22 protein-coding genes and 1 pseudogene are annotated in these 25,658 nt (G+C 65.2%); 9 read left to right on the top strand and 14 right to left on the bottom strand.

Annotated elements, in window-relative coordinates; all coding sequences use genetic code 11:
- A partial coding sequence (locus J5M58_RS19750; RefSeq protein WP_207879270.1) for a transposase occupies positions 1 to 360 on the top strand: 360 nt, incomplete at its 5' end.
- Between the two features lie 95 nt (positions 361 to 455).
- Here the strand turns inward: J5M58_RS19750 and J5M58_RS19745 are convergent.
- Both J5M58_RS19745 and J5M58_RS19740 read right to left on the bottom strand, forming a co-directional pair.
- Positions 456 to 605: pseudogene (locus J5M58_RS19745) on the bottom strand (type II toxin-antitoxin system RelE/ParE family toxin); the annotation flags it as partial.
- Complete coding sequence (locus tag J5M58_RS19740) at positions 595 to 834, bottom strand: type II toxin-antitoxin system RelB/DinJ family antitoxin (RefSeq protein WP_028700126.1); 240 nt, start codon at positions 832 to 834, stop codon at positions 595 to 597. The pseudogene J5M58_RS19745 and the gene J5M58_RS19740, both read right to left, overlap by 11 nt.
- Positions 835 to 1,701: 867 nt before the next feature.
- Between J5M58_RS19740 and J5M58_RS19735 the strand changes: the two genes are divergently transcribed.
- From J5M58_RS19735 to J5M58_RS19700, 8 genes are all read left to right on the top strand, one after another.
- Positions 1,702 to 2,940: an OprD family porin gene (locus J5M58_RS19735; protein WP_207879268.1), complete on the top strand. Its 1,239-nt coding sequence runs from the start codon at positions 1,702 to 1,704 to the stop codon at positions 2,938 to 2,940.
- Positions 2,941 to 3,166: 226 nt separating this feature from the next.
- Positions 3,167 to 3,973 carry an NAD(P)-dependent oxidoreductase gene (locus J5M58_RS19730; protein WP_207879266.1) on the top strand — a complete coding sequence of 269 codons (807 nt, stop codon included), beginning with the start codon at positions 3,167 to 3,169 and terminating at the stop codon, positions 3,971 to 3,973.
- A gap of 20 nt (positions 3,974 to 3,993) precedes the next feature.
- The gene (locus tag J5M58_RS19725) at positions 3,994 to 4,875 is read left to right on the top strand and encodes an SMP-30/gluconolactonase/LRE family protein (protein ID WP_207879264.1); all 882 of its coding nucleotides are present in this window, start codon (positions 3,994 to 3,996) and stop codon (positions 4,873 to 4,875) included.
- A 63-nt stretch (positions 4,876 to 4,938) separates the two neighbouring features.
- Complete coding sequence (locus tag J5M58_RS19720) at positions 4,939 to 5,910, top strand: TRAP transporter substrate-binding protein (protein WP_207879262.1); 972 nt, start codon at positions 4,939 to 4,941, stop codon at positions 5,908 to 5,910.
- Positions 5,911 to 5,976: 66 nt separating this feature from the next.
- Positions 5,977 to 6,504: a TRAP transporter small permease gene (locus J5M58_RS19715; RefSeq protein ID WP_112253456.1), complete on the top strand. Its 528-nt coding sequence runs from the start codon at positions 5,977 to 5,979 to the stop codon at positions 6,502 to 6,504.
- A complete protein-coding gene (locus J5M58_RS19710) occupies positions 6,505 to 7,785 on the top strand; it encodes a TRAP transporter large permease (RefSeq protein WP_112253455.1) in 1,281 nt (426 codons plus the stop codon).
- A 178-nt stretch (positions 7,786 to 7,963) separates the two neighbouring features.
- Positions 7,964 to 8,887, top strand: a complete 924-nt coding sequence (locus tag J5M58_RS19705) for an EamA family transporter (RefSeq protein ID WP_112253454.1) — start codon at positions 7,964 to 7,966, stop codon at positions 8,885 to 8,887.
- Between the two features lie 22 nt (positions 8,888 to 8,909).
- On the top strand, positions 8,910 to 9,779 hold the full coding sequence (locus J5M58_RS19700) for an aldose 1-epimerase (RefSeq protein ID WP_207879260.1): 870 nt from the start codon (positions 8,910 to 8,912) through the stop codon (positions 9,777 to 9,779).
- 71 nt (positions 9,780 to 9,850) lie between these two features.
- On the opposite strand, the gene J5M58_RS19695 is transcribed toward J5M58_RS19700, so the two are convergent.
- From J5M58_RS19695 to J5M58_RS19640, 12 genes are all read right to left on the bottom strand, one after another.
- On the bottom strand, positions 9,851 to 10,312 hold the full coding sequence (locus J5M58_RS19695; protein ID WP_112253452.1) for a hypothetical protein: 462 nt from the start codon (positions 10,310 to 10,312) through the stop codon (positions 9,851 to 9,853).
- Between the two features lie 29 nt (positions 10,313 to 10,341).
- Entirely contained in the window at positions 10,342 to 10,782 is a 441-nt protein-coding gene (locus J5M58_RS19690) for a hypothetical protein (RefSeq protein ID WP_112253451.1), read from the bottom strand.
- Positions 10,779 to 11,672: an NAD synthetase gene (locus J5M58_RS19685; protein WP_112253476.1), complete on the bottom strand. Its 894-nt coding sequence runs from the start codon at positions 11,670 to 11,672 to the stop codon at positions 10,779 to 10,781. Before J5M58_RS19685 ends, J5M58_RS19690 begins: the two co-directional genes overlap by 4 nt.
- A gap of 125 nt (positions 11,673 to 11,797) precedes the next feature.
- Positions 11,798 to 12,703 (bottom strand): type VI secretion system-associated lipoprotein TagQ, encoded by a 906-nt coding sequence (gene tagQ, locus J5M58_RS19680; RefSeq protein ID WP_112253450.1) that lies wholly within the window; start codon positions 12,701 to 12,703, stop codon positions 11,798 to 11,800.
- Between the two features lie 70 nt (positions 12,704 to 12,773).
- Complete coding sequence (locus J5M58_RS19675) at positions 12,774 to 14,561, bottom strand: SUMF1/EgtB/PvdO family nonheme iron enzyme (protein ID WP_207879258.1); 1,788 nt, start codon at positions 14,559 to 14,561, stop codon at positions 12,774 to 12,776.
- Positions 14,554 to 15,756 (bottom strand): FtsX-like permease family protein, encoded by a 1,203-nt coding sequence (locus J5M58_RS19670; RefSeq protein WP_112253448.1) that lies wholly within the window; start codon positions 15,754 to 15,756, stop codon positions 14,554 to 14,556. The genes J5M58_RS19675 and J5M58_RS19670 overlap by 8 nt, the downstream gene beginning before the upstream one ends.
- The gene (locus J5M58_RS19665) at positions 15,756 to 16,460 is read right to left on the bottom strand and encodes an ATP-binding cassette domain-containing protein (protein WP_112253447.1); all 705 of its coding nucleotides are present in this window, start codon (positions 16,458 to 16,460) and stop codon (positions 15,756 to 15,758) included. The genes J5M58_RS19670 and J5M58_RS19665 overlap by 1 nt, the downstream gene beginning before the upstream one ends.
- Complete coding sequence (locus J5M58_RS19660; protein ID WP_207879254.1) at positions 16,460 to 19,459, bottom strand: serine/threonine-protein kinase; 3,000 nt, start codon at positions 19,457 to 19,459, stop codon at positions 16,460 to 16,462. The genes J5M58_RS19665 and J5M58_RS19660 overlap by 1 nt, the downstream gene beginning before the upstream one ends.
- Before the next feature lie 14 nt (positions 19,460 to 19,473).
- On the bottom strand, positions 19,474 to 20,193 hold the full coding sequence (locus J5M58_RS19655) for a PP2C family serine/threonine-protein phosphatase (RefSeq protein WP_112253445.1): 720 nt from the start codon (positions 20,191 to 20,193) through the stop codon (positions 19,474 to 19,476).
- On the bottom strand, positions 20,190 to 20,846 hold the full coding sequence (gene tagF / locus J5M58_RS19650; RefSeq protein ID WP_207879252.1) for a type VI secretion system-associated protein TagF: 657 nt from the start codon (positions 20,844 to 20,846) through the stop codon (positions 20,190 to 20,192). The genes J5M58_RS19655 and tagF overlap by 4 nt, the downstream gene beginning before the upstream one ends.
- Entirely contained in the window at positions 20,843 to 24,352 is a 3,510-nt protein-coding gene (tssM, locus tag J5M58_RS19645) for a type VI secretion system membrane subunit TssM (RefSeq protein ID WP_207879249.1), read from the bottom strand. The genes tagF and tssM overlap by 4 nt, the downstream gene beginning before the upstream one ends.
- Entirely contained in the window at positions 24,349 to 25,656 is a 1,308-nt protein-coding gene (locus tag J5M58_RS19640) for a DotU family type VI secretion system protein (RefSeq protein WP_112253442.1), read from the bottom strand. The genes tssM and J5M58_RS19640 overlap by 4 nt, the downstream gene beginning before the upstream one ends.
- Positions 25,657 to 25,658: the final 2 nt, after the last annotated feature.

Raw genomic sequence — 25,658 nt, 5'->3', positions numbered from 1 at the left:
GCATTGGCTGAACTGACCATCCTTCCTCAAATACTCAAGTCCTCGCAGGTAGCTCGCCACGCGGGTCTCGATGTTCGACAGACCCAATCGGGAACGAGCATTGATAAGCCCGGCAGACTCGGCAAAACTGGGAATGCTTATCTACGGGCAGCCATGTACATGCCTGCCTTGACCGCAGTGCGCTGCGACCCTTATGCGAAGGCTTTTTACGAGTCGTTGGTCAACAGGGGCAAGAAGAAAATGCAGGCTATAGCTGCTGTCATGCGCAAGTACCTGACAGGCATCTGGGCATGCATGCGCGGGGATGAGCCATTTGATACGGCCAAGCTTTTCAGCTCTGAACACCTCAGAAAAGCTTGACCGCCAACAGAGTATCTACAGAGTCTGCGTCTCGCTTGGGAATTGAGTGCCTTGCTCGCAAGCGCAGTCCAAATACCTAGGCGATTTCCTTAAAGGCAGTCTGGTAGCGAGTGAAGGCGATTGGCTTCAACCCGAGGATTCAGCAGAACCTCCGCCAGTTTCTTTTTGAACTGCTGACGCACGGTATCGCCCAGCTTCTTCCACTCCTTCAATGCACGGGAATCGAAGTCGAGGCTATAGGTCATCCAGCTGCACCCTCACGCGCTGCGGAGAAGCAAGCCGCTCTTGTACGGTGGCGATGAGGTCTTCATCTTCCTCGGTCATCAGGACCGGCCGGAAGGGTAGCTTTCCCCGCTCGGCTACATATTGAAGCGCCTGCCGCATGAGCTCGGAGGGCGTTACGCCCAAGCGCTCAAGCTCCTTGTAGGCGCGGGCTTTGAGATCGTCGTCGACGCGGATGTTGATGGAAGCCATGGCTTCGCCCTCAGGTAAAGACGTTTGTCATTACAATGCACTGGTATTGGTGGCTCTGCAATAGCGATATTTGTGCCAGCAGTGGCAATAGCTGCGCAAAAATCCCATAGCCTGTGCCATCGCCGGGGCCGCTTTGCGGCCCTTTCGCGACGCAAGGCCGCTCCTACATGGGATCGCGTATCACGGGGAATTTGTGTGGCAGTTGCCGGCAAGAATCCGCCAGGGCCTTAAACGAAAAAAGCGCAATGGGCGCTTTTTGAGGGTTGGTAAACAGCGGGGGCCAATCGCTCGATCTCATCCGGTCAAGCGCGCCGTAAAAAGGGGCCCCGCCCACGCCGACAAGGGGGTACGGCACCAACGAGGATGCCGGGACTGGACATGCCAGTCTACGTGGTCGAGGGCGAGGCCTGACTTGAAGATAGCGCAGGGGAGCGGCGCGGTCCACTGCCAAGTCGGGTTGATTTGAAAATCCTGTGTCCGGTTTGCTTGCAAAACAGCTGTCATCGTATCTCTTTACAGAGTGCGCGATAGAGCCTCTACGCGTTAATTTACGGGGATCTTGCCTTTAATCACTAGGCCATTATGCGTTGACAGCCCCTCTCACCCTTGCTAATAATCGCCCACAGTTGTACGACAACACATAACAAAAACAACAATCAGTGGACGAACCTATGTCGACACTCATCCCGCTGCACCCACATCTGTCTCTTCCCACGGTCTGCTGGCGTACCCCCTCGAGTACCTAGCGCCCGGTTACTGCGCATTCACCCCTGGCCCTGACCGGCCCGTTACTTACCCGCCCCTGCCGCAGGCCGCTTGCGCGTGCCCGGTGGACGGGCTGCCATACCCTTCGGGAGCATAACAATAATGAAGATCTGCCATACCTTGCCCTTCGCGCTGCTTGGCGCCGGGGTTATCGCCGGCTTGCCAGGTACCAGCCTGGCGGCGGGTTTTGTCGAGGACAGCAAGGCCACCCTCGGCCTGCGCAACTTCTACATCAACCGCAACTTCACCAACCCGAGCAACCCGCAAAGCAAGGCCGAGGAATGGACGCAAAGCTTCATCCTCGACGCCCGTTCGGGGTTCACCGAGGGGCCGATCGGCTTCGGCGTGGATGTGCTGGGGCTGTGGTCGGTCAAGCTGGATGGCGGTGGCGGTACCTACGGCACGGCGTTGTTGCCGCGCCATGACGATGGCAAGCCGGCCGATGACTATGGGCGCCTGGCAGTGGCGGGCAAGGCACGCATCTCCAGAACAGAACTGAAGATCGGTGAGTGGATGCCGGTGCTTCCGATTCTGCGCTCGGACGACGGGCGTTCGTTGCCACAGACGTTCCGTGGCGGGCAGGTCACGTCCAACGAGATTGCCGGGCTGACCTTGTATGGCGGGCAGTTCCGCGGCAACAGCCCGCGCAACGACGCCAGCATGGACGACATGAGCTACGGCGGTGGCGTGTCGGACCGCTTCAACTTTGTTGGTGGCGAGTACAAGTTCAATCAGGACCGCACCCTGGTCGGGCTGTGGAATGCGGCGCTGAAGGATGTGTACCAGCAACAGTACCTGCAACTGAGCCACAGTCAGCCGGTGGGTGGCTGGACCCTGGGCGCCAACCTGGGCTACTTCAATGGCGATGACGATGGCGCCAAACGCGCTGGCGAGCTGGACAACAAGACTTACTCGGGAATGTTCTCGGCCAAGTATGGTGGCAGCACTTTCTGGGTCGGGCTGCAGAAAGTCGATGGCGATACCTGGATGCGGGTCAACGGCACCAGTGGCGGCACCCTGGCCAACGACAGTTACAACTCCAGCTTCGACAACGCCAACGAGCGCTCGTGGCAGCTGCGCCATGACTTCAACTTCGTCACCGTCGGGGTGCCGGGGCTGACCTTGATGAATCGCTATATCAGCGGGCGCGATGTGCACAGCGGGGTGGTGACTGATGGCAAGGAGTGGGTGCGTGAGACGGAACTGGCGTATGTGATCCAGAGCGGGGCGTTCAAGGATTTGAGTGTGAAATGGCGCAATTCGTCGATTCGTCGGGATTACAGCAATAACGAGTTTGATGAGAACCGGTTGATCTTCAACTATCCGTTGTCGTTGCTGTAACCAAGGGCGAGGCGAACGCGATCCCTGTGGGAGCGGGCATGCCCGCGAAGCCGGCAACTCGGTGCATGGCACCGGCTACGCCGGTGTTCGCGGGCGCGCCCGCTCCCACAAGAGACCGCGTAACCCGTCGAGGGCTGTGCATGCCTCATTGACAACCACCAGAACCACCGCCAATATTCACCGCAGTCATACGACAACCTACAACAACTTACAACAAGAGCTGGCCATGACCACTACTCCCCTCAATCGCCTGCTGCTCACTGGAGCCGCAGGCGGCCTGGGCAAGGTCCTTCGCGAACGCCTGCAAGGCTACGCCGAAGTCCTGCGCCTTTCTGACATCAGCCCCATGGCACCTGCCGCAGGTCCGCATGAAGAGATCATCACCTGCGACCTGGCCGACAAGGCTGCAGTACATGCCTTGGTCGAAGGCGTGGACGCCATCATCCATTTCGGCGGCGTGTCCACCGAGCACTCCTTCGAAGAGATCCTCGGCCCTAACATCTGCGGCGTGTTCCACATCTACGAGGCAGCACGCAAGCATGGCGTGAAACGCATCATCTTCGCCAGTTCCAACCACACCATCGGTTTCTACCGCCAGGATGAGCGCATCGACGCCCATTCACCACGCCGCCCGGACAGCTATTACGGGCTGTCCAAGTGCTACGGCGAGGATGTTGCCAGCTTCTACTTCGACCGCTACGGCATCGAGACCGTCAGCATCCGCATTGGCTCGTCGTTCCCGCAACCACAGAACCGGCGGATGCTTTGCACCTGGCTGAGCTATGACGACCTGGTGCAACTGATCGAGCGCGGGCTGTTCACGCCCGACGTTGGCCACACCATCGTCTACGGCGCCTCCGACAACCGCACCGTGTGGTGGGACAACCGCCATGCCGAGCACCTGGGCTACGTGCCAAAGGACAGCTCCGAACCCTTCCGCGCCGCCGTGGAAGCCCAGCCGGCGCTCGCTGCCGACGACCCGAGCATGGTCTATCAGGGCGGTGCCTTCGCCGTGGCCGGCCCGTTCAACTGACCTTGGGGGGAGGCACGGCCATGAACTGCGAACTGATTGTCGACGCCCGCAACAGCACCGGCGAAAGCCCCGTCTGGCACCCAAGCGAACAGGCCCTGTACTGGGTCGACATTCCCGCCCGCCAGCTGCACCGCTGGCAGGCGGCCGATGGCACCCACCGGGTCTGGCAAGGCGACGAGATGCTAGCCTGCATCGCCCGCAGCGGTGACGGCTGGGTGGCGGGTATGGAAAGTGGCATCTTCCAGCTGCAGGCCAAAGCAGATGGCAGCCTGGATAGCCGTTTGCTCAGCAGCGTGGAGCATGCCCAGGCTGGCATGCGCTTCAACGATGGCCGCTGCGACCGCCAGGGCCGCTTCTGGGCCGGCACCATGTTGCTGGACATGCAGCAAGGCGCGCATGTCGGCGCGCTGTACCGGCATGACGGCGAAGGTCGGCTGCACCTGCAGCAGGGCGGCATGATCGTGCCCAACGGCCTGGCCTTCAGCCCCGACGGCAAGCGCATGTATCTGTCCGATTCACACCCCGATGTGCAAAAGGTCTGGGCGTTCGACTACGACATCGACAGCGGCACCCCGCACAACCAGCGGCTGTTCGTCGACATGCGCAGCCACCCCGGCCGCCCCGACGGCGCCGCCATGGACCAGGATGGCTGCTACTGGGTCTGCGGCAACGACGCCGGGCAGATCCACCGATTCACCCCCGATGGCCGACTCGACCGCTCGCTCAGCGTGCCGGTGAAAAAGCCGGCGATGTGTGCCTTCGGCGGCGCCTGCCTCGACACCCTGTACGTCACCTCGATCCGCCCCTCGGGCATCGACCTCGGCGACCAGCCACTGGCTGGCGGGGTATTTGCCCTCAACCCTGGCACCAAGGGCCTGGAGGAACCTGTCTACCGGGGCTAAGCCCCCATCCACCACCACACTTGCACGCTCGAAACCGGATAATAAAAACCACGGAGTTTCATCATGACCTTCAAACGCAAGCTGCTTCTTGCCGTTCTCCCGTTCGCCTTCAGCGTGGCCATGCCCGCCTCGGCCCTGGACATCAAGTTCGCCGAAATCCACCCCGCCGGCTACCCGACCGTGGTCGCCGAGCAGAACATGGGTAAAAAGCTCGAAGAAGCCAGTAATGGCGATATCACCTTCAAGATGTTCGCGGGCGGCGTGCTGGGCTCGGAAAAGGAAGTGATCGAACAGGCGCAGGTCGGCGCCGTGCAGATGACCCGCGTCAGCCTGGGTATCGTCGGCCCGGTGGTACCGGATGTGAACGTGTTCAACATGCCGTTCGTGTTCCGCGACCATGACCACATGCGCAAGATCATCGACGGCGAGATAGGCCAGGAGATCCTCGACAAGATCACCAACTCCGACTTCAACCTGGTGGCCCTGGCCTGGATGGATGGTGGCTCGCGCAGCATCTACACCAAGAAGCCGGTGCGCAGCCTGGAAGACCTCAAGGGCATGAAGATTCGCGTGCAGGGCAACCCGCTGTTCATCGACATGATGAACGCCATGGGCGGCAATGGCATCGCCATGGACACCGGGGAAATCTTCAGCGCCCTGCAGACCGGGGTGATCGACGGCGCCGAAAACAACCCGCCAACCCTGCTCGAGCACAACCACTTCCAGAGCGCCAAGTACTACACCCTGACCGGCCACCTGATCCTGCCGGAGCCGGTGGTGATGTCCAAGACCACCTGGAACAAGCTCACCCCCGAGCAGCAGGTGCTGGTGAAGAAGGTCGCGCGTGAGGCGCAGATGGAGGAGCGCGCGCTGTGGGACGCCAAGTCCGCCGCCAGCGAAGAGAAGCTCAAGGCCGCCGGTGTCGAGTTCATCACCGTCGACAAGAAGCCGTTCTACGAAGCTACCGCTTCGGTCCGCGAAAAATACGGTGCGCAGTACGCCGACCTGATGAAACGTATCGACGCCGTCCAGTAATCGCGGCCCCTTCCTGAACGACCCCGGCAGTGCGGCGCCCGCCGCCCTGCCGCTTTGGTGATGCCGATGAAAAACCTCTTTCTACGTGCCAACGACACGCTGTACCGCGCCTGTATCTGGGTTGCCGGCCTGTCGATCCTGACCATGTCGCTGATCATTCCCTGGGGCATCTTCGCCCGCTACGTGCTCGGCACTGGCGCCAGTTGGCCGGAACCCGTGGCGATCTTGCTGATGGTGGTGTTCACCTTCGTCGGCGCAGCGGCCAGTTACCGTGCCGGGGCGCATATGGCGGTGGCGATGATCACCGACCGCCTGCCAGCGCAGCAGCGCCAACTGGTGGCGCTGCTGGTGCAACTGCTGATGATCCTGGTGTGCGTGTTCATGACCTATTACGGCAGCAAGCTGTGCATCACCACCTGGAACCAGTTTCTGGCGTCGTTGCCGGGGGTGCGGGTGGGCATGACCTACGCGCCGATCCCGGTCGGCGGCGTGCTGACTTTGGTGTTCGTGCTGGAGAAACTGCTGCTGGGCGACCAGAGCCATCGCAAGGTGGTGCGCTTCGACCAGCTGGAAGAAAACGAGGGGGCGGCATAAATGGATGCGTTCATTCTGTTGGGCAGTTTCATCGCTCTCATCCTGCTGGGCATGCCGGTGGCCTACGCCTTGGGCCTGTCGGCGCTGATCGGAGCCTGGTGGATCGACATCCCACTGCAGGCAATGATGATCCAGGTGGCCAGTGGGGTTAACAAATTCTCGCTGCTGGCGATTCCGTTCTTCGTCCTGGCCGGCGCGATCATGGCCGAAGGCGGCATGTCACGCCGGTTGGTGGCGTTTGCCGGTGTGCTGGTGGGCTTCGTGCGCGGCGGGCTGTCGCTGGTCAACATCATGGCCTCGACCTTCTTCGGGGCAATTTCCGGCTCGTCGGTAGCCGACACCGCGTCGGTGGGTTCCGTACTGATCCCGGAGATGGAGCGCAGGGGATACCCGCGCGAGTTTTCCACCGCAGTGACCGTCAGCGGCTCGGTACAGGCGCTGCTGACCCCGCCCAGCCACAACTCGGTGCTGTACTCGCTGGCGGCAGGCGGCACGGTATCGATTGCCTCGCTGTTCATGGCCGGGGTGATGCCCGGTTTGCTGCTGAGCGCAGTGATGATGGGCCTGTGCCTGCTGTTCGCCAAGAAGCGCAATTACCCCAAGGGCGAAGTGATCCCGATGCGCCAGGCGCTGAAGATTGCCGGTGAAGCACTGTGGGGGCTGATGGCCATGGTCATCATCCTCGGTGGCATCCTCAGCGGGGTGTTCACTGCGACCGAATCGGCAGCCGTGGCGGTGGTGTGGTCGTTCTTCGTGACCATGTTCGTCTACCGCGACTACAAGTGGCGCGACCTGCCCAAGCTGATGCACCGCACGGTACGCACCATCTCGATCGTGATGATCCTGATCGGCTTCGCTGCAAGCTTTGGCTACGTGATGACGCTGATGCAGATTCCGTCGAAGATCACCACGGCGTTTCTGACCCTGTCGGACAACCGCTATGTGATCCTGATGTGCATCAACTTCATGCTATTGCTGCTGGGCACGGTCATGGACATGGCACCGCTGATCCTGATTCTTACGCCGATCCTGCTACCGGTGATAACCGGTATCGGCGTGGACCCGGTGCACTTTGGCATGATCATGCTGGTGAACCTGGGGATCGGGCTGGTAACGCCGCCGGTGGGGGCTGTGTTGTTCGTCGGCTCGGCAATTGGCAAGGTGAGCATCGAATCGACGGTGAAGGCGATGCTGCCGTTCTACCTGGCGCTGTTCCTGGTGTTGATGGCGGTGACCTACATTCCGGCCATCTCGCTGTGGCTGCCTAGCGTGGTGCTGTAACTGCACTTGCGGTCCCTGTAGGAGCGGCCTTGTGTCGCGATGGGCCGCAAAGCGGCCCCAGGATTTCGGCGTTGATGCTGATAGTGCTGGGGCCGCTTTGCGGCCCATCGCGACACAAGGCCGCTCCTACAACGACCGTGATGCGGCTGGAAAATCTATCTGCAAACGGATCCTGCACATGGCTGTCCCCTCCTCTGCTATCCCCCTGTTCCCACGCAAGCTGGCCATCGCCCTGCTGGCTTTGCTGGCCTGCTCCTTCGCCGGTAACCACATCGCCGCACGGATCGCCTTCGATGACGGCACCGGCGTGTTGCTGGCCATCCTCTGCCGCTCGGGCATCACGTTTCTGGTCCTGGCCAGCCTGCTGCTATGGCAACGCCAGGCCCTGGCCCTGCCCGCCGGCACTCGCCGCTGGCAGTTGTTGCTCGGCCTGCTGATCGCCACCCAGAGCCTGTGCCTGTACTCGGCGGTGGCGCGCATTCCGGTGGCCCTGGCGCTGCTGGTGGGCAACACCTTCCCGATGCTGCTGGCACTGCTCACCTGGGCGCTGGGTGGAGCACGCCCCACTGGCCGCACCGTGCTGTTCATGGGCCTGATCCTGTGCGGCCTGGTACTGGCGCTGGACGTGCCGGCACGCCTGGCCGACAGCAGCGATGCCAACCCGCACTGGGCGCTGGGTGTCGGCCTGGCCTTCGGCGCCGCCTGTGCCTTTGCCTGCGCCTTGTGGATCACCGACCACAAGCTGGCCGCCGTGCGCGGCCCGGTGCGCAGCCTGCTGACGCTGCTGATCGTGTTTTCCAGCATGCTGGTCGCAGGCGCAAGCGGCGTAATGCCGTCCGGCTTGTCGCTGCCGGGCAGCAGCAGCGGCTGGGCGGCGCTGGCGAGCCTGGTGGTGCTGTATGGCCTGGCCTTCACCTTGCTGTTTGTCTGCGTGCCGCGGCTGAACATGGCACAGAACGCGCCGGTCATGAACGTCGAACCTGTCGCGACCTTGCTGCTTGGCTGGGCCCTGCTCGGCCAGCAGCTGGGTACCCTGCAACTGCTCGGCGGTGCCGTGGTGGTGTGCGGCATCGTGCTGCTCACTTACCGGCGCCCCGCCTGACGCTTTTTCAAAGGAGCCTTGAATGGCTGTGACCGAACTGCACCTGCAGGACCGCCTGACCCGCCTGAGCCTGGCCCCGGAACTGGGCGCCAGCCTGGTCAACTGGCAGGTCAAGGCGACCGGGCAGACTCTGCTGCGTCATTCCGACCACGACGCGCTGGCCAGCGGTACGCCGCGACGGCTAGCCTGCTACCCGCTGGCGCCGTGGTCCAACCGTATCGCCGAAGGCGGCTTTGCCCGGCCCGAGGGTTGGCAGGCTCTGGCGCCAAATACCGCGCATGACCCTTACCCGATTCATGGCAGCGCCTGGCAGCAGGCCTGGCAGGTGGTGCACTACAGTGAACGGCGTGCGCGACTGACGCTGGACAGTTCCGTACCGTTTGCCTACCACGCCACCCTGGATGTGCATTTGCAAGAGGGTTGCCTGAACCTGGGCCTGCATGTAACGCACCTGGAGGAATCGGCTAACTGGTATGGGCTGGGGCTGCACCCTTACTTTCCACGCTATCCCGATACCAGGCTGTATGCAGCGGCACGCAAGGTCTGGCTGGCCGAGGATGGGCGCTTGCCGTCGTACCAGGCCGAAGTACCTGAACAGTGGAGTTTTGCAACGCTGGCCAGCCTGCCCGAAACGGTGGTTGATCACGCCTTCAGTGGCTGGCCGGGGACGTGTGTGATCGAACAGCCGGGAGCCGGGTATCGGTTGGCATGTAGCGCCAGCGGGGCTGAGCACTTCTTGCTGTTCTGCCCTCAGGGGCAGGGTTTTTTCTGCTTTGAGCCGGTTAGCCACCCGGTCAATGCGCATCACCTGCCGGGGCGGCCGGGGTTGCGGTTGTTGCAGCGTGGGCAAATGATGAGCCTGGCGTTCAGGATTCAATATCGGGCTTTGTAACCGGGGTGCCCTCTGGGAGCGGTTTGAGCCGGTGCCATGCGCAGCTAGTTACTGTTCAGGCAGCCCAAAGGCTATTTCCCCTCATCAGCCGGCTCCACCCGCTGCACCACGATCTGCAGATGGTTCGCCATATCCGTCAGTATCACCTCCCCTTCCTTGTACTCCGGGGTGATCATCAGCGTGCGGACAAAATGCTCGTTGCCGCCTTCGCGCTTTTGCACGTTCTCGAACGCCACGATGATCGTGTCATTGCGCCAGTTGCTGATGTCGAAACCGCCCGCAGCAACGAATTCGCGAATGTCGCGCTCGTCATTGAAAACACTGGCAGGCAGGATCAGCAAGCGGTCCTTGAGAAACACCTCATAGTACTGTCGAGGCCCCACCGGCCAGTTCTGCTCCACCACATGCTCGATGCGCCAGTGATGGACGTTGTTCTCATAAACCACGACGCGTTCGACCTTGTGCCCGTTGCAGGCAACGAGCAAGGGCAACAGCAAAGCAGCGAACCCGCTACGCATTCGGCGCAAATTCATCCAGAAGCCTCGTTACATCAGCCAAGCCATCATTTGCCAGCTTTCGCCGCCTGGTGGTTGGCCCTGCGCGTTTCTCGGTAGCCCACCAGGCGCACGCGCATTTCCCGGTAGCGCTGGCTATTGATCACCAGCAAGGCCAGCAGCCCGAACAGCAATACCGAGACGTAGCCGCCCATGTGCGGCCGGTAAGCGTAGCTGGGCAACGCGGCCAGCACGGCCAGCCCGTTCAGGCCGACCAGCCCGCGCACACCCCAGGCATAACCCCGCACCATGGCGATATGCGAGGCGACGCTCAGCGCCCCTGCCAGCGCCAGGACCAGCACCGACAGCGATCGGTCCGGGCTGCGCAGCCAGGTGGAGAACACCAGTGAAACACAGCCGCCAATGGCAAAGCAGGACAGCATGAACTCGGCGATGAACACGCCGAAGTAGCGGGAAAGAAATGCCTTCAGTTCCTGGCCCTGGGTCATTCGTCAACTTCCTCGTAAAGCCCCACGGCAACCGACTGCACAAAGCTACTGCTGGCAAAACCCGATAGGCCGCCTATCGAGTCCTTGATCAGGGTACGCGTGGCGTGCTGAATTTCGGTAGGGGTGAAACGCTTGATCGCGGTACCCGCCGCCTGCTTCAGCTTGAGCTGCTTGGCGGTGAGCGACGGATGCTTGATGAGCAGCAGTTCCTCGGCCAAGGCCTTGCGTTGCTGCCGGGACAGACTATGGAACAGCTCTCTCCAGCCCTTGCCGGTCGCCGCTTTGCGAGCCTGCAGGAAACGCACGGTGTTCAGGCTCGATGCACCCACACCTGCCAGCGCTACGCCGTCGAGTATGCTCATCACTGTCTGGACCGTGTCATTACTGTCGAGCCAGTCGTTCTGCCCAGGGTCGAACACTTCGTTGAATACCCGGTACCCGCCCATCATGCACTGCCCGGTACCCGCAGCTGCGGCGGCATAACCGACCGCCGTCAACACCATGCTGGCGCCGCCAGTGAAGGGTACAGCAATGGTGCCGCTGAACATGACGACCCAGCCAAGATAGGCGGAAAGGCAACCCAAACTGGCGTTCACGGCCTCTGCCATCACCTTGCGCTCACGCGCGCCGGTTTGCAGCTGGGTCATGAACTGTTCAGGCGACTTGTATGGGGGTGCCTCCTGCAGAATCACACGCTTGGGCGCAATGCTGCAGATAGGCTTGAATTCGCGCAGGACAATCACGTTGTACTGGGCATCGATATAGACAACACCAGCACCAACGATACCCGGGTCGGCATCGATAGCCCTGAACAGCTTCTGTTGGTCGACAGTCAACAGCAGCCGTTGACGGGCCATTTGCTGCTGGTAGCCGCCCAGGACGCCGGACATCAGATCGGTCACGACAACTCTCCTTGTTTCGAAAAGCCGCTGCGCCGGCCCACGCATGCCCCGTGCAGGTCAGGCGACCTGCCGAGAGCAGCACGTGCACCGGCGCAAGCGCAACGGAGCGTGGGTTACACGTTCGGGCAAGGCACCGGCGCCCAGTCACCCATGTCGGGGCTGCGGCACATCTTGTTGACCTGGTCGACGCCAGCATTGGCCACCTGCTGGGCCTCGGCTTTCTTGGTAGTGGCCTTCTGCAGGGTCTTCTCGGTGGCGACCGCCTCTTGCGGCACGTTCGTGTTCACCTTGACGGCCTGGGTCTTCTTCTTGCCGGTGGTGGCCTTCGGCGGTTCAGCCACGGTCGCTACGTCGGTACGGGCCACGCCAACCTGCTTGAGGTCCTGCTCGTAGGCCTGGGTGTAGTTGTCGAGGTTTTCCGCAACGCGGCCATTGACGGTAGCCAGCAGCTTGTTCGACTCCTGCAGGCCCGAGACGATCTCGGCCAGGCGCTTGCGCCCTTCGGTGTCGTTGATGCGGTTGGCCTTGCGGCCTTCGATCAGGCTGGTGAACTCACGCTGGTAGCAGCTTTGCGAAGCCTTGGCATAGGCCGTGGTGCGGTCCAGGTCGGCGGCGCTCTTGTCGATGTCGGTGGCGTAAGAGGCAATGCGCTGCTTGTCGTCGCTGATCTGCTTCTGGCGCTCGGTGTAGTAACCGGCCGCACCGCCCACCAGGGCACCACCCGCCGCACCGATGGCAGCGTTGCGGCCACGGTTGTCGCCATCGACCAGGGCGCCGGTCAGGGCACCGCCGAGGGCCCCGATGACGGCGCCTGTAGCAACCGAGCGGGTCATGTCACCGTCGGTGGAACGCAGGTGCTGCACGGGCTGGTAGCAGCTCGGGTAGTACTCGACCTTGGTCGTGGCACCAACCTTGGACACTGGAGAGCTGGAGCAGCCCGCCAGCAGGACAGTGCTGAAACCGGCGGCAATCAGCAGGGCGGAACGGGCATGGGTAGCCGTGAAGATGGTCTTGAACATGTCACTTTCTCACGTGGGTGGTTAAAACGGGGGGCTTCATGCCACCCCGCGGTTGGTCAGGCAGAAGCCACTACGAGGGCCGCGCGGCGGCCGATGCCAGGAGCTCCTTGAGGATCGTCGCCGGGTCGGCCCGCTGGTTCTGGCGGTACTCCCCAACGTGGCGAACGAACAGGGTCGCGCGGCTCACCAGGCTCTTGCCCAGGACCGGCTTGCGGTTGAGTTCTTCCTTGACCCGCTGGAACTGCGCCTGGATCACCGCATCGGTGTAGCGCGTACCACTGGCCAGGTTGTCGATGTAGATCGCCACGGCGCCATCGAGCGCGGCGCGGCCGTTGGTGATGGCTGCGGCGTACATGCGCACGGTGGTCTGGTCACCACGCGCCTTGGCCTCGGCCTGGGTGGTGCGCAGGTTGGTCAGGCGGATGTTGTAGTTGTTGATGGTCTCGGCCACCAGCGCGGCGGACTGGATCAGGTTGCCGGCAGCCTCTTCGCGCTGGCGGCCGATCAGCGAAACGCTGCGCTTGAGCTCTTCGTTGACCAGCCCCAGCTCGGCCTGCTGGCGCGGGTCGGCGGTGGCGGCGATGATGCTGTCCAGGCGCTTGGTCGGATCCTGCGCGGCATCGATGTCGTCGGTCAGGCTGGCCAGGCGCCCTACCTTCTGCCACTGCTCGAACAGCTCCTGGTAACGCGAACGGGGCGCCGACAGGGCGCCGATGGCCACCCGGAAGCCGGTGGTCTCGTTGCGCTGCTCGGTACCGTCAGCGCCGAACAGCGGGTACTCGCGGCGCATGCCGGTGAACAGCGTGCCCTCGCCTTCCAGGTAGTTGCCACCCTTGACCACGAAGCCGCCATAGGCGCCTTGCAAGCGGCCGGCATGTACCAGCTGGAACGACTCCTGAACCATTTCGGCAGCATTGCCGATCACATCGAACAGCCCCAGCGGGTTCGGCAGCCGGGTACCGATCGGCATCAGCCGTGCGGCCTGCCCGGTGCCGCCCGCCACCTGGTTGAATACCGCCCAGTCGCCGAGCGGCCCGTCGCTGTCACTACCCTGGACCTTGCGCGGGAACAGGCGCCCTTCCAGTTCCTGGCGGCTCACCGCAGAACCGCCACGGGCAGCGAACTCCCACTCCACTTCGGTGGGCAGGCGCACAAAACCGACCCCGCCGTCCTCGGCCTTGCTGCCCCGGCCACTGACCGGCAGCAGGTCGCGGTGATACTTGAGCAACCAGGCGCTATAGACCGCGGCAAAGCGCTCGGCTTCGAAGCGCGACAGCTTGACTTTGGGCAGACGCCCCGCCGCCGTGGTATCGGGCTGGCAGGCCGGCGCCGGCTCGCCGCTGGCCAGCGACTGGGCCTGAGCCATCACTTGGGCATACTGCCGGGCGGTGACCTCGTACTTGCCGATGAAATACATCATCGGCTTGAGCGGGCCTGCCTGGTCGAGCTTGGGCAAGCTGGGGGCGACGGCCTTCTGCCAATCGGCAGAAAGGTCCTGAAGGCTGAACTGGCCATTGATGAAGTCACGCCGATAACCGGAAATGAACGACTGCTGGTAGCCGGCCTCGCCCTCGCTGAACGGGTAGCCGAGGTTGACCTCGCGGTCGTCCAGGCTGCCCTGGGCCAGCACGTAGACGCTGCGCAGCACCAGCTCGCCGCCGCACGGCAGCGGCAGGCTGACGTCGCCCGGCAAGGGCTTGGGGTTGTCCAGCTTGCTGGTGTCGACCGCCTGTGCCGGGGCGCTGGCGGCAGCGGCGTTGACCGGCTTGGCAGGCGGCTCGTCGGCGCCCGGCGAACAGGCCGCCAGGCCCAGCGTTGTCAGAAGCAGAGCCGTAGCCCCGAGGCGATATTCAGACATCACGGATTCCTTGACTGGCGTCGATGCGCGTCACCCGCCAGCCACCCAGGGCAGCAGCGGCTGTGCTGGCCAGCAGCACCGCGGACAACGCAACGAAGTAATGCATTGGCAACAGATGGCTGGCGTATTCGCCAGGCACCTGCGTGAAGATCCGGTTGAGGCCCTGCTCGGCCAGCAGGTACAGGCCGCCGGCAACTGCGGCCGCCAGTACGCCGCTGTACAGCGCCTGCAGCACCACGAACAGCAGCAGCGCGGCCGTGCCGAACCCCAGCAGGCGCAGCACCGCCAGCTCACGCTGCTTGCGCTGTACCGCCGCGACCGCGCCAGCGGCGACGGCGGCCACGGCACCGGCCACGGCCAGGCTGGTGATGATCCAGAACACCAGGTCGAGGTTGCGGCTGAGCGCCTGCACCTGGGCGATCTGCGCCGCCTGGGTCGACACCAGCCACTTGCGTTCGGCGAAATAGGCGCGCAGCGGCTCGACATCGGCCAGCTCCTTGGCATACAGGCGAAACGCCGGGTACACCCGCCGGGCATCGCTGCCTGCGGCATTGCCCGGCCAGCCCAGTGCTGGCACGCCGCGCCCGTCGCGGTAGTCTTCGACCGCCTCGAGCAGGGCCAGGGAGGCGAACAGGCCATCGCGTTCGAACGCCGCCAGCGGCAGCACCGCAGCCACCTGCAGGCGGGTCTGGCGCCATTGCAGGTGCCCGGCCTGCTGCCGGCTGAAGCTGGCCTGCAGTTCATCACCGGCCGCGGCACCGAGCTTTTCGGCGGCGGTAAAGCTCAATACCACCTGCTGCAGCCCCTGCGGCGGCGCCACCTGTTGCAACAACGGGTCGCCGGCAGCAGTCGGCAGCATCTCGGCCGTCACCGCACGCCCGCGTGCCGGCAGCAACAGCTCGGCGGTAGCGGCGATCTGCCGGGTACGGGCGATGGCGAAGGCAACGTCCGGTCGCTGCGCCAGCTCATGGATGAAATCGGCGCGGAACCGACCACCGCCCAGCGGCACGATCTCGCGCACCGCCGGGTCGCGTTGCAGGCGCTCGGTCAGGCTGCCGACCAGGCCGAACTTGAGCCCGAACAGCACCAGCAAGGGCGCGATCACCGCGACCAGCGCCAGCACGCTGCACGCCGACAGCCGCGCATCGTTGCGGTAGTCCTGCCAGGCCAGGCCGGCGATCAGCCACGGGCGCATCAGACCGCCTGCGCCAAAGTGGCGGTGACGCCGCCGTCGGCATCGCGCCGGCAGGCCATGCGCAGCACGCTCAACCCGGCCCGGCGCGCCAGCGCTTCGTCATGGGTGGCGAGCACGCAGGTCACCTGGCGCGCCTGTGCCTCGCGCAGCAGCAACTGCATGACCCGCTCGGCGTTCACCGGGTCCAGCGCCGCAGTAGGCTCATCGGCCAGCAACAAGGCCGGCGCATGCGCCAGGGCCCGGGCGCAGCTGACCCGCTGACGTTGCCCCAGCGACAACGCGGCAGGCTTCTTGGCCAGCTGGTCATGCACGTCCAGCGCCTCGGCCAGGCGTTCGACGCTGCCGTCCTCGCCCAGCCCCAACAGCTGCCGTGGCAGGCGGATATTGCCACGCACATCGAGGAAACCGAGCAATCCGCCAGCCTGCAGCACGTAGCCCAGCTGCCGGCTGCGCAGCGCCGCCAACTGGTCGAGGCGGCGCTGGCGCCACAGGCCAGCCACATCGGTGCCGGCGAAGACGAAGCCCTCGGCAGCATCCGGCGCCAGCACCAGCGCCAACAGGTCGAGCAAGGTACTCTTGCCGCAGCCGCTGGGACCGACCAGCGCCACCCGCGCGCCCGCCGCCAGCTGCAGCTGGTCGACCTGCAGGCTGTAGCGCTGGGCGCCCTGCCCGCGCGTCTTGCGCACCCCGTGCAGGCTGATCATCACGGCAGCGTCGACAACGGGACACGGTACAGGGCATCGCCCGGCTCGGCCTTGCCGAAGCGCACCCAGTTGGCCATGTCGTTGTGGAAGGTTTCGTACAGGCGGATCTTCGAGTCCAGCTCGTCGATGAAATCCTCCTGTTCGGCCACCGACAGCGACAGCCACAGGTCCTCGGTCATGCTCAGGGACTTGCTGCGGTACGGCAAGCCTTCGAGGTATTCGCCCAGCACCCCGCCCTGGGCCAGGTTGGCGCCCTTGCGCAGGGCACCCGGATCGCGGCTCATGTAGGCGCTGGCGCTGGCGATCTCGTTGAAGAAATCCCCCGGCGAACTGCGGGTCTTGCGCGCGGCGTCGACAATCAGCTTCAGCGACTGCTGCAGGTCATTGAGCTGCAACTTGGTCAGCATCACGCACACCTGCAGGCTCGGTAACGCCGGGTTGGCCAGGTCATGGTCGGCAGCCCAGGCGCTGACCAGTTGCGGCGCCTGGCTGGCGCCGTTACGGCCGAGGAAGTCCATGTGCATGGCATAACCGATCGCCTGGGACTTCGCCGCCAGGCTCGCGCCCGAGCTCAACTGGGGCAATGGCTGTGGCTGCTGTTCACGCACCTGGTGCACCAGCTGGGCGAACGTCGAGCCGATCTCGCGCACGCGCTCGCCAAAGGCGCCCACATCGCCGCCCGGCACGCCCACGTACAGGTCACCGATCTGCGGGTTGCTGTCGGCGGTAAGCACGCGGTACTGGCTTTCGGCAGCGCCATGGTTTTTCACACCGGCCGGGGTGCGCAGGTGCAGGGCGTAGATCCTGATCTGCTTGCTCAACGCAGCCTGGCGCACCTCGGCCTCGTTCATCTGCGTGCTGCTGTAAGGGTCGTTCTTGCGCAGGGCACCGGCATCGCTGACCAGCAGCACGATACGCCCGCCATAGCCCGACCAGTCCATGCCTTCCACGGCTTGCATCACGCCGGCAAAGGCATCTTCGTTGAACGAATGGCTGGAGACGCTGGTGGCCTTGACCTGCGCGGCAGCCTTGAGGAAGCGCGCCGGGTCGCGGCCCTCCTCCAGGCTGACCAGGGTCTTGCTCAGGTAGTCCAGGCCCGGGGTGCGCTTGACGCTGTTGCGAAAGCCCACCAGGCCGAAGCTGACATTGTCCAGCTCGCCCTGCGCGGCCAGTTGCGCCTGCAGTTCGCTGACCACCTGGCGCACGCGGTCGATGTAGGGTTGCATCGACACCGACGTGTCGACCACCAGGACGATACCGGTACGGAAGCGGTTGTCCGCCGCCACGGCCGCACCGGCAGCCGTGGCCGCCTGGCTGCGAACGCTGCTGCCGGGGTCGATAGAGGCGACGTTGAGCAACTGCACCGGCTGGCCGTCGGCGCCAAAGCTCTCGCGGTAGTCGAAGATCGGCATCAGGTAGAACTGGTTCTGCGGCACCGCGCTGGCGGCCGGTTCCAGGGCCAGCACCTGGGGCACCTGGTCGGGCTCGTTCTGCGCCTTGAGCAAGTCGGCGCGGGCCTTGCCGGTGTCATCGAGCAACTGCTGCAGGTCATCGGCCTGGCGCATGAACATCACCGGTGAACGGCCGGAACGCTCGGTGAACTTCAGCACCAGGCTTTGCTTCCAGTCGCTGGTTTGTGCCGCCGGCAACCAGCCGTCGCGCTGGCCGCTGCTGGAGGCGCCAACCTCCAGCCATGGCTGGCCGTCGATGTCCTTGCGCTGGTACACGTACAACACCGAAAACGCCGGCAGGGGCTCACCCGCGCTATCACCGGGCCTGGCCAGCAGTTGCGCTTCGGGCTTGCTCAGCACGCGCTGGAACAGGGTTTTCTTGCCCGGCATCAGCAATGGCCGGCCGTCCTCGCTGGCAGCCAGAGGCGGCGTAGCTGGCGTCTGTGGCTCGCTCGCGGCTTGCGCCACGGGTGGCTGCGAAGCCGGTTGGTCGTTATCAGCGGGCCACCACAACCAGGTCGCCCCCAGGCCCAGCGCCGCAGCAATGGCCACGGCCAGCAGGGCTTTGGCCGGTTTGCCGGTACTGGCCTTCGCTGGCACGCTCGGTTGCGGCCGGGTCGGCTCGGGTTCAGGCGCGGGGCTGGCGACCGGCTCAGCCACGGCGTGCGGGATCTCGATGGATACCGGCATCAGTCCGCCCAGGTCAGCCTTGCCCGGCATCGCGACCGGCAACGGCCGGATCACGGTGCTGTCCTGGTCATCGACAGGCAAGCGATCCAGTGCGGCCAGCAACGCGGCAGCATCGGCGAAGCGTTGATCGGGGTCCTTGGCCAGCAGCCCGCGCAGGATGCTTTGGTAGCGCCCATGCTCGATGGGCAGCTCCGGCAGTGGCTCGGTCAGGTGGGCCAGTGCGGTCGACAACGCATCGGTGCCACGGTAGGGCAACTCGCCGACAAGGATCTCGTACAGCACCACCCCAAGCGCATACAGGTCGGCGCGGCCGTCGATGTCCATGCCTCGCGCCTGCTCAGGGCTCATGTAGCTGGGGGTGCCGACGGCGAAGCCAGCCTGGGTGAACTGGGTGCGGTCGTCCAGCGACTTGGCGATGCCGAAGTCCGAGAGCACCGCCGTGCCGTCGGCGCGGAACAGGATGTTGGCCGGTTTCACGTCACGGTGCACCAGCCCCTGGTCGTGGGCATACCCCAGCGCCTGGGCGATCTGCCGTACGTACAGCAAGCCCTGCTCGGGCGTAAGCCCGGCGGCGATGCGCTCCTTGAGGGTGCCGCTGGGCAGGTACTCCATGGCCATGTAGTACAGCTCGCCGACGTTGCCGATGTCATGGATGGTGGCGATGTGCGGGTGCGACAGCCGCGCCAGGGTGCGTCCTTCGCGCAGGAAGCGCTCGCAGAAGGTAGGGTCGGCGGCCAGGCTCGCGGCCATCACCTTCAACGCCACCTTGCGCTGCAGCGAGCGCTGGGTGGCCAGGTAGACACTGGCCATGGCGCCCTGGCCAATCTCGCTGTCGATGTCGAATCCGGGGATCTGCATGTTCGGGGTGCTCTTCAATTCGCCTTCACCACCACGGCGGTGATGTTGTCAGGGGCGCCACGGGTCAGCCCCAGGTGTACCAGGCTGCGGACCACCTGGTAGGGGTCGGCATGGCCGAGTACGTCGGCGATCTCGTGGTCTTCGGCGGTCTTGTTCAAGCCGTCGCTGCACAGCAGGTAGGTGTCGCCGGGCTGCACCTGCACGCTCACCGCCTGCAGTTCAAGCTGGTCCTCGACGCCGATGGCGCGGGTGACGATGTTGCCGCGCGGGTGCACGCGGGCTTCGGCCTCGTTGAGCAGGCCGCTGTCCTGCAGCTCCTGGACGTAGCTGTGGTCATGCGACAGGCGCTCGATGCGGCCATCGCGCAGCCGATATAGCCGGCTGTCCCCGGCCCACAGGCCTACGGCGCGGTCGCCGCGTGCGGCCAGCACCACCACCGTGCTGCCCATCATCGCCACGCCCCGGCGCAAGGTTTCCTCGCGCACGGCGCGGTTGACCCGCGCCAGGGTGTCGCGCAAGACCTGGGTGAAATCCTCCAGCCCATCGACGAGCGGCAACTGGCGCAGGCTGTCCACGGCCAGGCTGCTCACATAGTCGCCGGCGGCATGCCCACCCATGCCATCGGCAACGGCCCACAGGCCATCCCAGGTCAGCTCCAGGCAGGCGTCTTCGTTGATCTTGCGGACCATGCCTACATGGCTGTAGCTGGCCGCGCTGTAGTGCACACTGCTCATGCCGGCCTCGCCTCGCTGCCCAGCAAAAACGCGGCGAACTGCTCGCTGCGCGGCAGGCCCTGGCTACGCAGCAGGCCTGGCGCGATCCGCTCGCTGCCCTGCCCCCACCACAGGCTCATGCCTTCGCAGGCACATTCGGCCAGGGCCAGGGCCCGGCCCTGCGGGGTGGTGCCGTCCAGCCGTTGCAAGCCGCCCAGGGTCACGCGTGGCCCTGGCAACAATGGCTGGTCGTGACGAAAAGGCTGCAGGGCCGCCTCGAAATGCTCGAAGGTTGCCTCTGCTTCAAGTGTGCCCAGCAACGCCGCCTCGACCCCCTCGAACCACTCATCCGCGCCGCCAACGACGCCTGCTATCGCCACCCCGGGCTCCAGCACCTGCGCCACGCTGAGCGGAAAATACCGCCCCACCCGGTCGATGCTCGGCATCAGCACGCCGACCACCGCATCCGGGCCACACACACCAGGCGCCAGGGCAAAGCGCCACAACGGGCTGACCAGGTAGGCTTGCAGCCAGGCCTCGCCAAGCGCCTGCTGGCTGGCCTGGATACCGGCGGCCAACCACTGGTCCCAGGGCTGGATGAAGGTCTGCGGCAAGCCACGGCTGACGAAGTCGCCGCGGCAGGCCAGTTTTCCGTAGAAACCCACGTCGTTCACAGGTGCTCCGGCAGGCTGAAACCGCTGACCACTCGGCTGCGGAACGGGTTGAAGGCGCTGCTGGCACGCAGCTCGTATGACACGCTGGCGCCGTCCACGCGCAAGCGCAGGTTGAAGCGCTCCGGCGAGCTGCCGGCCACCAGGTCGGACTGGTCGAGCAGGCGGAACCACGCCCACGGGCCTTCCACGGTCAGCCCCGACCGGCCGCTGGCCGCTGGCGGCGCAATCGACAGGCGCACCACGCCGATGCTGTTGGGGTTGGGCCACTGCAACGCCACTGGGCGGCTCGGCCCGTGATCGTAGCTGACCTGCTGGCCGTCGAGGTCGAGCAGGAACTGGGTGATGCTGGCGTCCATCGCCACTGGCTTCAGCTCGAAGCGCACGCCTGGCTGCAGACCGTTGCCGCTGCGGAAGAAGGCATCGCGAATGGTCGCCGCGCGCTGGAAGGTGTACAGCACGCTGCTGTTGATCCCAAGCTTCTGCGCCGCACCCGGCTGCCAGCTCCAGGGTGTGCTGGAGGTGTTGACGTAGGGCTGCAGGTACTTGCGGAAGTAGCTGTCCATCACCCCGCCGACCCCGAAGAACTGGCCGAAGTCTTCCAGGGTGGCATCGCGCGAGCTGCCGGCCGCCATCGGGTAGCGGCCACTGAGCGACTGGCGGTAGACATTCAGCACTTCGCTGGCCCAGGCGGCGTTGAGCTGGTTGCGCACCCCACCCATGACCACGCCGTGGGTCGAGCCGAGTACCGAGCTGACCAGGTTCTGCACCACCTTGGGCTGGCGCGCCGCGCCCAGGGCAACCCGTTGCGCCGCCGCCTGGGCCTGGTTCTTGGCCTCGCCTAGCAGGGCATCGCCGCTGGCGCCGACCATGGCGCTGACCTGCACGTAGAGCGCATTGAGGTCGGTGAGCAAGCCGTCGATGGCGGCAGGTTGGCCTTCGCCGTTGCCGACCAGCGCGGCCAACTCGGCGAAGTGCGCCGTCACCGGGTCCTGCGTGCGGGAAGCAGGGCTGTCGACGGGCAGCGGTGCGTCGCCGAGCAGCCCGCCAAGGCGCTGGCGCAGCTGGTCGACACCGGCCTGTTCGGCCTTGTCCTGGACCTTGTCGAGTGTGGTCGGCTGCGCCAGGTTGGTTTCCCGGGCTACCGCCTGCAGCAGCTGCTTCATTGGCGAAGTGGGCCCGGACAGCACCCGCAGTACATCGGCGGCCTGGCCGACACTGGTGATCGGCACAAAGTCCAGGTCGTCGAGCAGGGCATCCCAGTGGCGGATGTAGTCCTGGTAATAGAGCTGCTGCACATCATCGGCCAGGCGCCTGGCATCACCTGCCTCGCCCGGCGCGCGGCCCAATACCCAGCGCTCTTCGGCCAGCGTGGTGCTCTGCGCCAGGCTGGCGGCAAGAAACGCCTGGCGGTAGCCCTGCACGGTGAACAGCCCCGGCAGCGGCTCGCTCAGCGGCTTGCCGCTCTTGAAGCGAAACACCAGGGCTGCATCGCGCCCGGCCGCGTCGCTGACGCGGAAATCCTCGACCCCGCCTGGCAGTTTCTGGCGCTTGACCCGGTCGTACACCCGCTGGGCCACCGGCAATTGCTGCAGCTGGCGACGGGTGTCGTCGATCAGGCGCTGGTCCAGGCGGGCATTCGGCGGGCGCTTGTCGAACAGCGCCGCCAGGTGCTGCTCCAGGGCCTTGCGCAGATCCGGCGCCAGGTCGCGGGGCAACTGGCGTTCCCAGTCGAGGGTGATCCAGGCCTTGATGAAGTCCGGGTCGTAGTGCTCGGCATCGGCCAGCATCAGGTAGGCCTTGAGGCCTTCGTAGAGGTAGTCTGACGGGCCGCCGGCGTACAGCTGTTCCTCGATGCGGGTGACAAGGCGTGGGGCGAAAATTGCGATCAGCAGCTTGCGGTACAGGCTCTGCGATTCGCTTTCGAGCATGTCGCCCTGGTACAGGCCCAGGCCTTCGGCCCAGCTGGGTGGGTCGTCGGCCAGGTGGCGCACGGCGTTGAGCAGCGGCAGCACGTCGACCACGTTGCGCTGCGCAGGGCTCAGGCCTTGCACACTTTTGCCCAGCGGCTGTAGGCGGCTGTCGACCTCGGCGATGTATTGCTGGTTGGCCCGGTAACTGACGGCCCACAAGGTGCCGACCAGCAGCACCAGGGCCACGCTCAGGGCCAGCGCGCCACGGGCGATCCACCGGCGCCGCCGCTCCACCTTCGGGTTGCTGCCGACCAGGCCACGCTCGGCGAAAGCCACGGCAGTGAACAGCCGCTCGATGAAATAGCTGCGCCCGCTACCGCTCTGGCGTGCCAGGTGCGCACGGTCCAGGCCCATGCTCTGGGCCATGCTGCCGATCAGCCGGTCGATGGGGCTGCCTTCCTGGGTGCCGCTGGTGAAATATACCCCGCGCAGCAACGCCCGCGCCTCGAAGGCGTTGGGCTTGAAGATGCCATCGAGGAACCCCTTGAGGTTGCCATGCAGGGCGGCGAACTGTTGCACGAAGCCGTAGATCAGGTCGCGCCGGGCCGGGTCGCGCTCCTGCTGCAGGCGTTCGACCAGGCGCTCGCCGAGGCGCTGCTCGAGCAGCCCGAACTCGTTGTCGAACTGCGCCAACGGGCCATCACCGCCCTGCTCGAGGGTATCCAGCGGGAAGGTCATGCCCCACACCTGGGCGCGTTCGTCCTTGCCCAGGTTGTCGAAAAACTCCATGAAGCCCGGTACCAGGTCGAGCTTGGTCAGCATCAGGTATACGGGGAAGCGCACGCCCAGCTGGCTGTACAGCTCCTGGATGCGCGCACGGATCGCCGCTGCGTGTGCGGCGCGCTCGGCGTCGCTGCCCAGCAGCAGGTCAGACAAGCTGATGGCGATGAACGCACCGTCGATCGGGCGGCGCGAGCGCTGGGTCTTGAGCAGGTCGAGGAAGCCCAGCCAGGCCGCCTTGTCGACCTGGGCGTGGCTGTCCTGGGTGGTGTAACGGCCGGCAGTGTCGAGCAGCACCGCCTGGTCGGTGAACCACCAGTCGCAGTTGCGCGTGCCGCCGACACCGCGGATGGCGCCCTCGCCCAGTTGCGCGGCCAGCGGGAAGTGCAGGCCAGAATTGACCAGCGCGGTGGTCTTGCCCGAACCGGGCGGGCCGATGATCACGTACCACGGCAACTCGTAGAGGTTGCGCCGTTCGTCACCGCCCAGGCGGGCCTTCTTCAGCAGGGCCAGTGCTTCGTCCATGCGCTGGCGCAGGGCTGACAGTTCTTCGGCGGTGGCCACGCTGGCAGGGTCCGCGGCGGTCTCGGCCGCCAGGCTTTGCATGACCTTGGCCGCCTGCTGGCGCGCCTGCACGATGCGCCAGGCACGGTAAGCGCCCCACAGCGCGAACAGCAGGACAATCAGCAGCCAGCGTGGCGTGGGCGACGCCAGCATTTCCAGCAACGGCCCGACGAACCAGATGATCAGGCTCAGGGCGATCAGGCCCAGCAGCGGGATTACCCAGCGAATGACAAAACTGAAAAACGCCTTCACTCGACGCCCTCCGCCAGAACGGTGATTTCAACCCGGCGATTCTTCGCCCGGCCCTGCGCGGTGTCGTTCGACGCCAGTGGTTCGGTATCGCTCAACCCTTGGGCGCTGAAGCGCTCGGGTTGCCCGGTGCGCGCGGCGAGGATGCTCCTGACCTCTTCGGCGCGTGCCTGCGACAACGCCCAGTTGGACGGGAAGCGCAGCGTCGCGATGCGCTGGTTGTCGCTGTGCCCGGTGACCCGGACATTGCCCTTGACCTTGGCCACTGCCTCGGCGATGCGCAGCATCAACGGCTGGAAATCGCCCTTGATGCTGGCGCTGGCACTGGCAAACAGCTCGTCGCCGCGAATGGTCACCACCGAGCGGTCGACCGCGTCTTCTACGGCGACCCGGCCAGCCTTGATGTCATCGGCGAGGAACCCGGCCAGGCGCGGGCGCTCCACTGGCTTGGGCTGCAACACCGGGCGGTCCATGGCTTGTACCGGGATTTCGCCCAGCGCGTGAATACCTCGGAACACCGGCTCGGCATCGGCCGCCAGCTTCAGGCGCAGGCCGAACAACAACAGCAACAGCAACGCCACGGCCACCGCCAGGCCCACCCATGGCGGCACGAACTGGGCCAGACGGTCACGGCTGACGGCCACCCCACGCCAGTGTGGCGAGAGTTCACGCTCACGCTCGCCACGGGCGCTGCGAATCGCCGCAGCGGCGCGCTCGCGCAGCGCTTCGAGCTGGCTGCGGCCATCGTTCATGACCCGGTAGCGGCCTTCGAAGCCGAGGCTGGTGCACAGGTACAACAGTTCCAGCAGGTTGAGCCGTTCGCGCGGGCTCTGCAGGCAATGCTCCATCAGCTGGAACACCTTCTCACCGCCCCAGGCCTCGTTGTGCACCGTGATCAGCAAGCTCTGCCGGCTCCAGTCGCTGGCACTGCCCCACGGCGTGCTGAGCACCGCTTCGTCCAGCGCGGTGCACAGCGCATAGCGCGCCAGCAGCACCTCGTTGCGCACCACCCCGGCGGCTTCGGCACGGGTCTCGAACTGGCGCAGATAGGCCAGCAACTGCGCTCGCAGGCTGGCCGGTGCCGAGTGGGCGATGGTGTTGCGCAGCCGGGTAAGCAAGGCCAGCAACGGGCCGGCAGCCTGCTCGAGCGGGTTGAGTCCCTTGCCCTGGCCAGGTGCCAGGGGCTCGGCCGGTACCTGCAACGGCGGCAGCTGCGGTGCTGGCGCAGCGGGTTGCGGCGCAGCACGGCCACCAGGGCGCGGCATGAACTGGGTACGGTCGTTGGCCTGCGGATCGTCCGGGTGCATCA

The organism is Pseudomonas sp. 32_A (genome assembly GCF_017490905.1).
Classification (GTDB): Bacteria; Pseudomonadota; Gammaproteobacteria; order Pseudomonadales; family Pseudomonadaceae; genus Aquipseudomonas; species Aquipseudomonas inefficax.
Note: the sequence above shows the minus strand (reverse complement) of the source record. Positions and strands in the feature narration are given on the sequence as shown.

Bases quoted from the DNA above. Each gene is read 5' to 3' on its own strand.
- J5M58_RS19720 (WP_207879262.1), top strand. From the start codon at position 4,939: ATGACCTTCAAACGCAAGCTGCTTCTTGCCGTTCTCCCGTTCGCCTTC.
- J5M58_RS19670 (WP_112253448.1), bottom strand. From the start codon at position 15,756: ATGCGCCCGTGGCTGATCGCCGGCCTGGCCTGGCAGGACTACCGCAAC.
- J5M58_RS19660 (WP_207879254.1), bottom strand. From the start codon at position 19,459: ATGCAGATCCCCGGATTCGACATCGACAGCGAGATTGGCCAGGGCGCC.
- J5M58_RS19735 (WP_207879268.1), top strand. From the start codon at position 1,702: ATGAAGATCTGCCATACCTTGCCCTTCGCGCTGCTTGGCGCCGGGGTT.
- J5M58_RS19695 (WP_112253452.1), bottom strand. From the start codon at position 10,312: ATGAATTTGCGCCGAATGCGTAGCGGGTTCGCTGCTTTGCTGTTGCCC.
- J5M58_RS19730 (WP_207879266.1), top strand. From the start codon at position 3,167: ATGACCACTACTCCCCTCAATCGCCTGCTGCTCACTGGAGCCGCAGGC.
- J5M58_RS19665 (WP_112253447.1), bottom strand. From the start codon at position 16,460: ATGATCAGCCTGCACGGGGTGCGCAAGACGCGCGGGCAGGGCGCCCAG.
- J5M58_RS19740 (WP_028700126.1), bottom strand. From the start codon at position 834: ATGGCTTCCATCAACATCCGCGTCGACGACGATCTCAAAGCCCGCGCC.
- J5M58_RS19700 (WP_207879260.1), top strand. From the start codon at position 8,910: ATGGCTGTGACCGAACTGCACCTGCAGGACCGCCTGACCCGCCTGAGC.
- J5M58_RS19725 (WP_207879264.1), top strand. From the start codon at position 3,994: ATGAACTGCGAACTGATTGTCGACGCCCGCAACAGCACCGGCGAAAGC.
- J5M58_RS19675 (WP_207879258.1), bottom strand. From the start codon at position 14,561: ATGTCTGAATATCGCCTCGGGGCTACGGCTCTGCTTCTGACAACGCTG.
- J5M58_RS19640 (WP_112253442.1), bottom strand. From the start codon at position 25,656: ATGCACCCGGACGATCCGCAGGCCAACGACCGTACCCAGTTCATGCCG.
- J5M58_RS19690 (WP_112253451.1), bottom strand. From the start codon at position 10,782: ATGACCCAGGGCCAGGAACTGAAGGCATTTCTTTCCCGCTACTTCGGC.
- J5M58_RS19705 (WP_112253454.1), top strand. From the start codon at position 7,964: ATGGCTGTCCCCTCCTCTGCTATCCCCCTGTTCCCACGCAAGCTGGCC.
- J5M58_RS19685 (WP_112253476.1), bottom strand. From the start codon at position 11,672: ATGTCCGGCGTCCTGGGCGGCTACCAGCAGCAAATGGCCCGTCAACGG.
- J5M58_RS19715 (WP_112253456.1), top strand. From the start codon at position 5,977: ATGAAAAACCTCTTTCTACGTGCCAACGACACGCTGTACCGCGCCTGT.
- tagQ (WP_112253450.1), bottom strand. From the start codon at position 12,703: ATGTTCAAGACCATCTTCACGGCTACCCATGCCCGTTCCGCCCTGCTG.
- J5M58_RS19655 (WP_112253445.1), bottom strand. From the start codon at position 20,193: ATGAGCAGTGTGCACTACAGCGCGGCCAGCTACAGCCATGTAGGCATG.
- J5M58_RS19710 (WP_112253455.1), top strand. From the start codon at position 6,505: ATGGATGCGTTCATTCTGTTGGGCAGTTTCATCGCTCTCATCCTGCTG.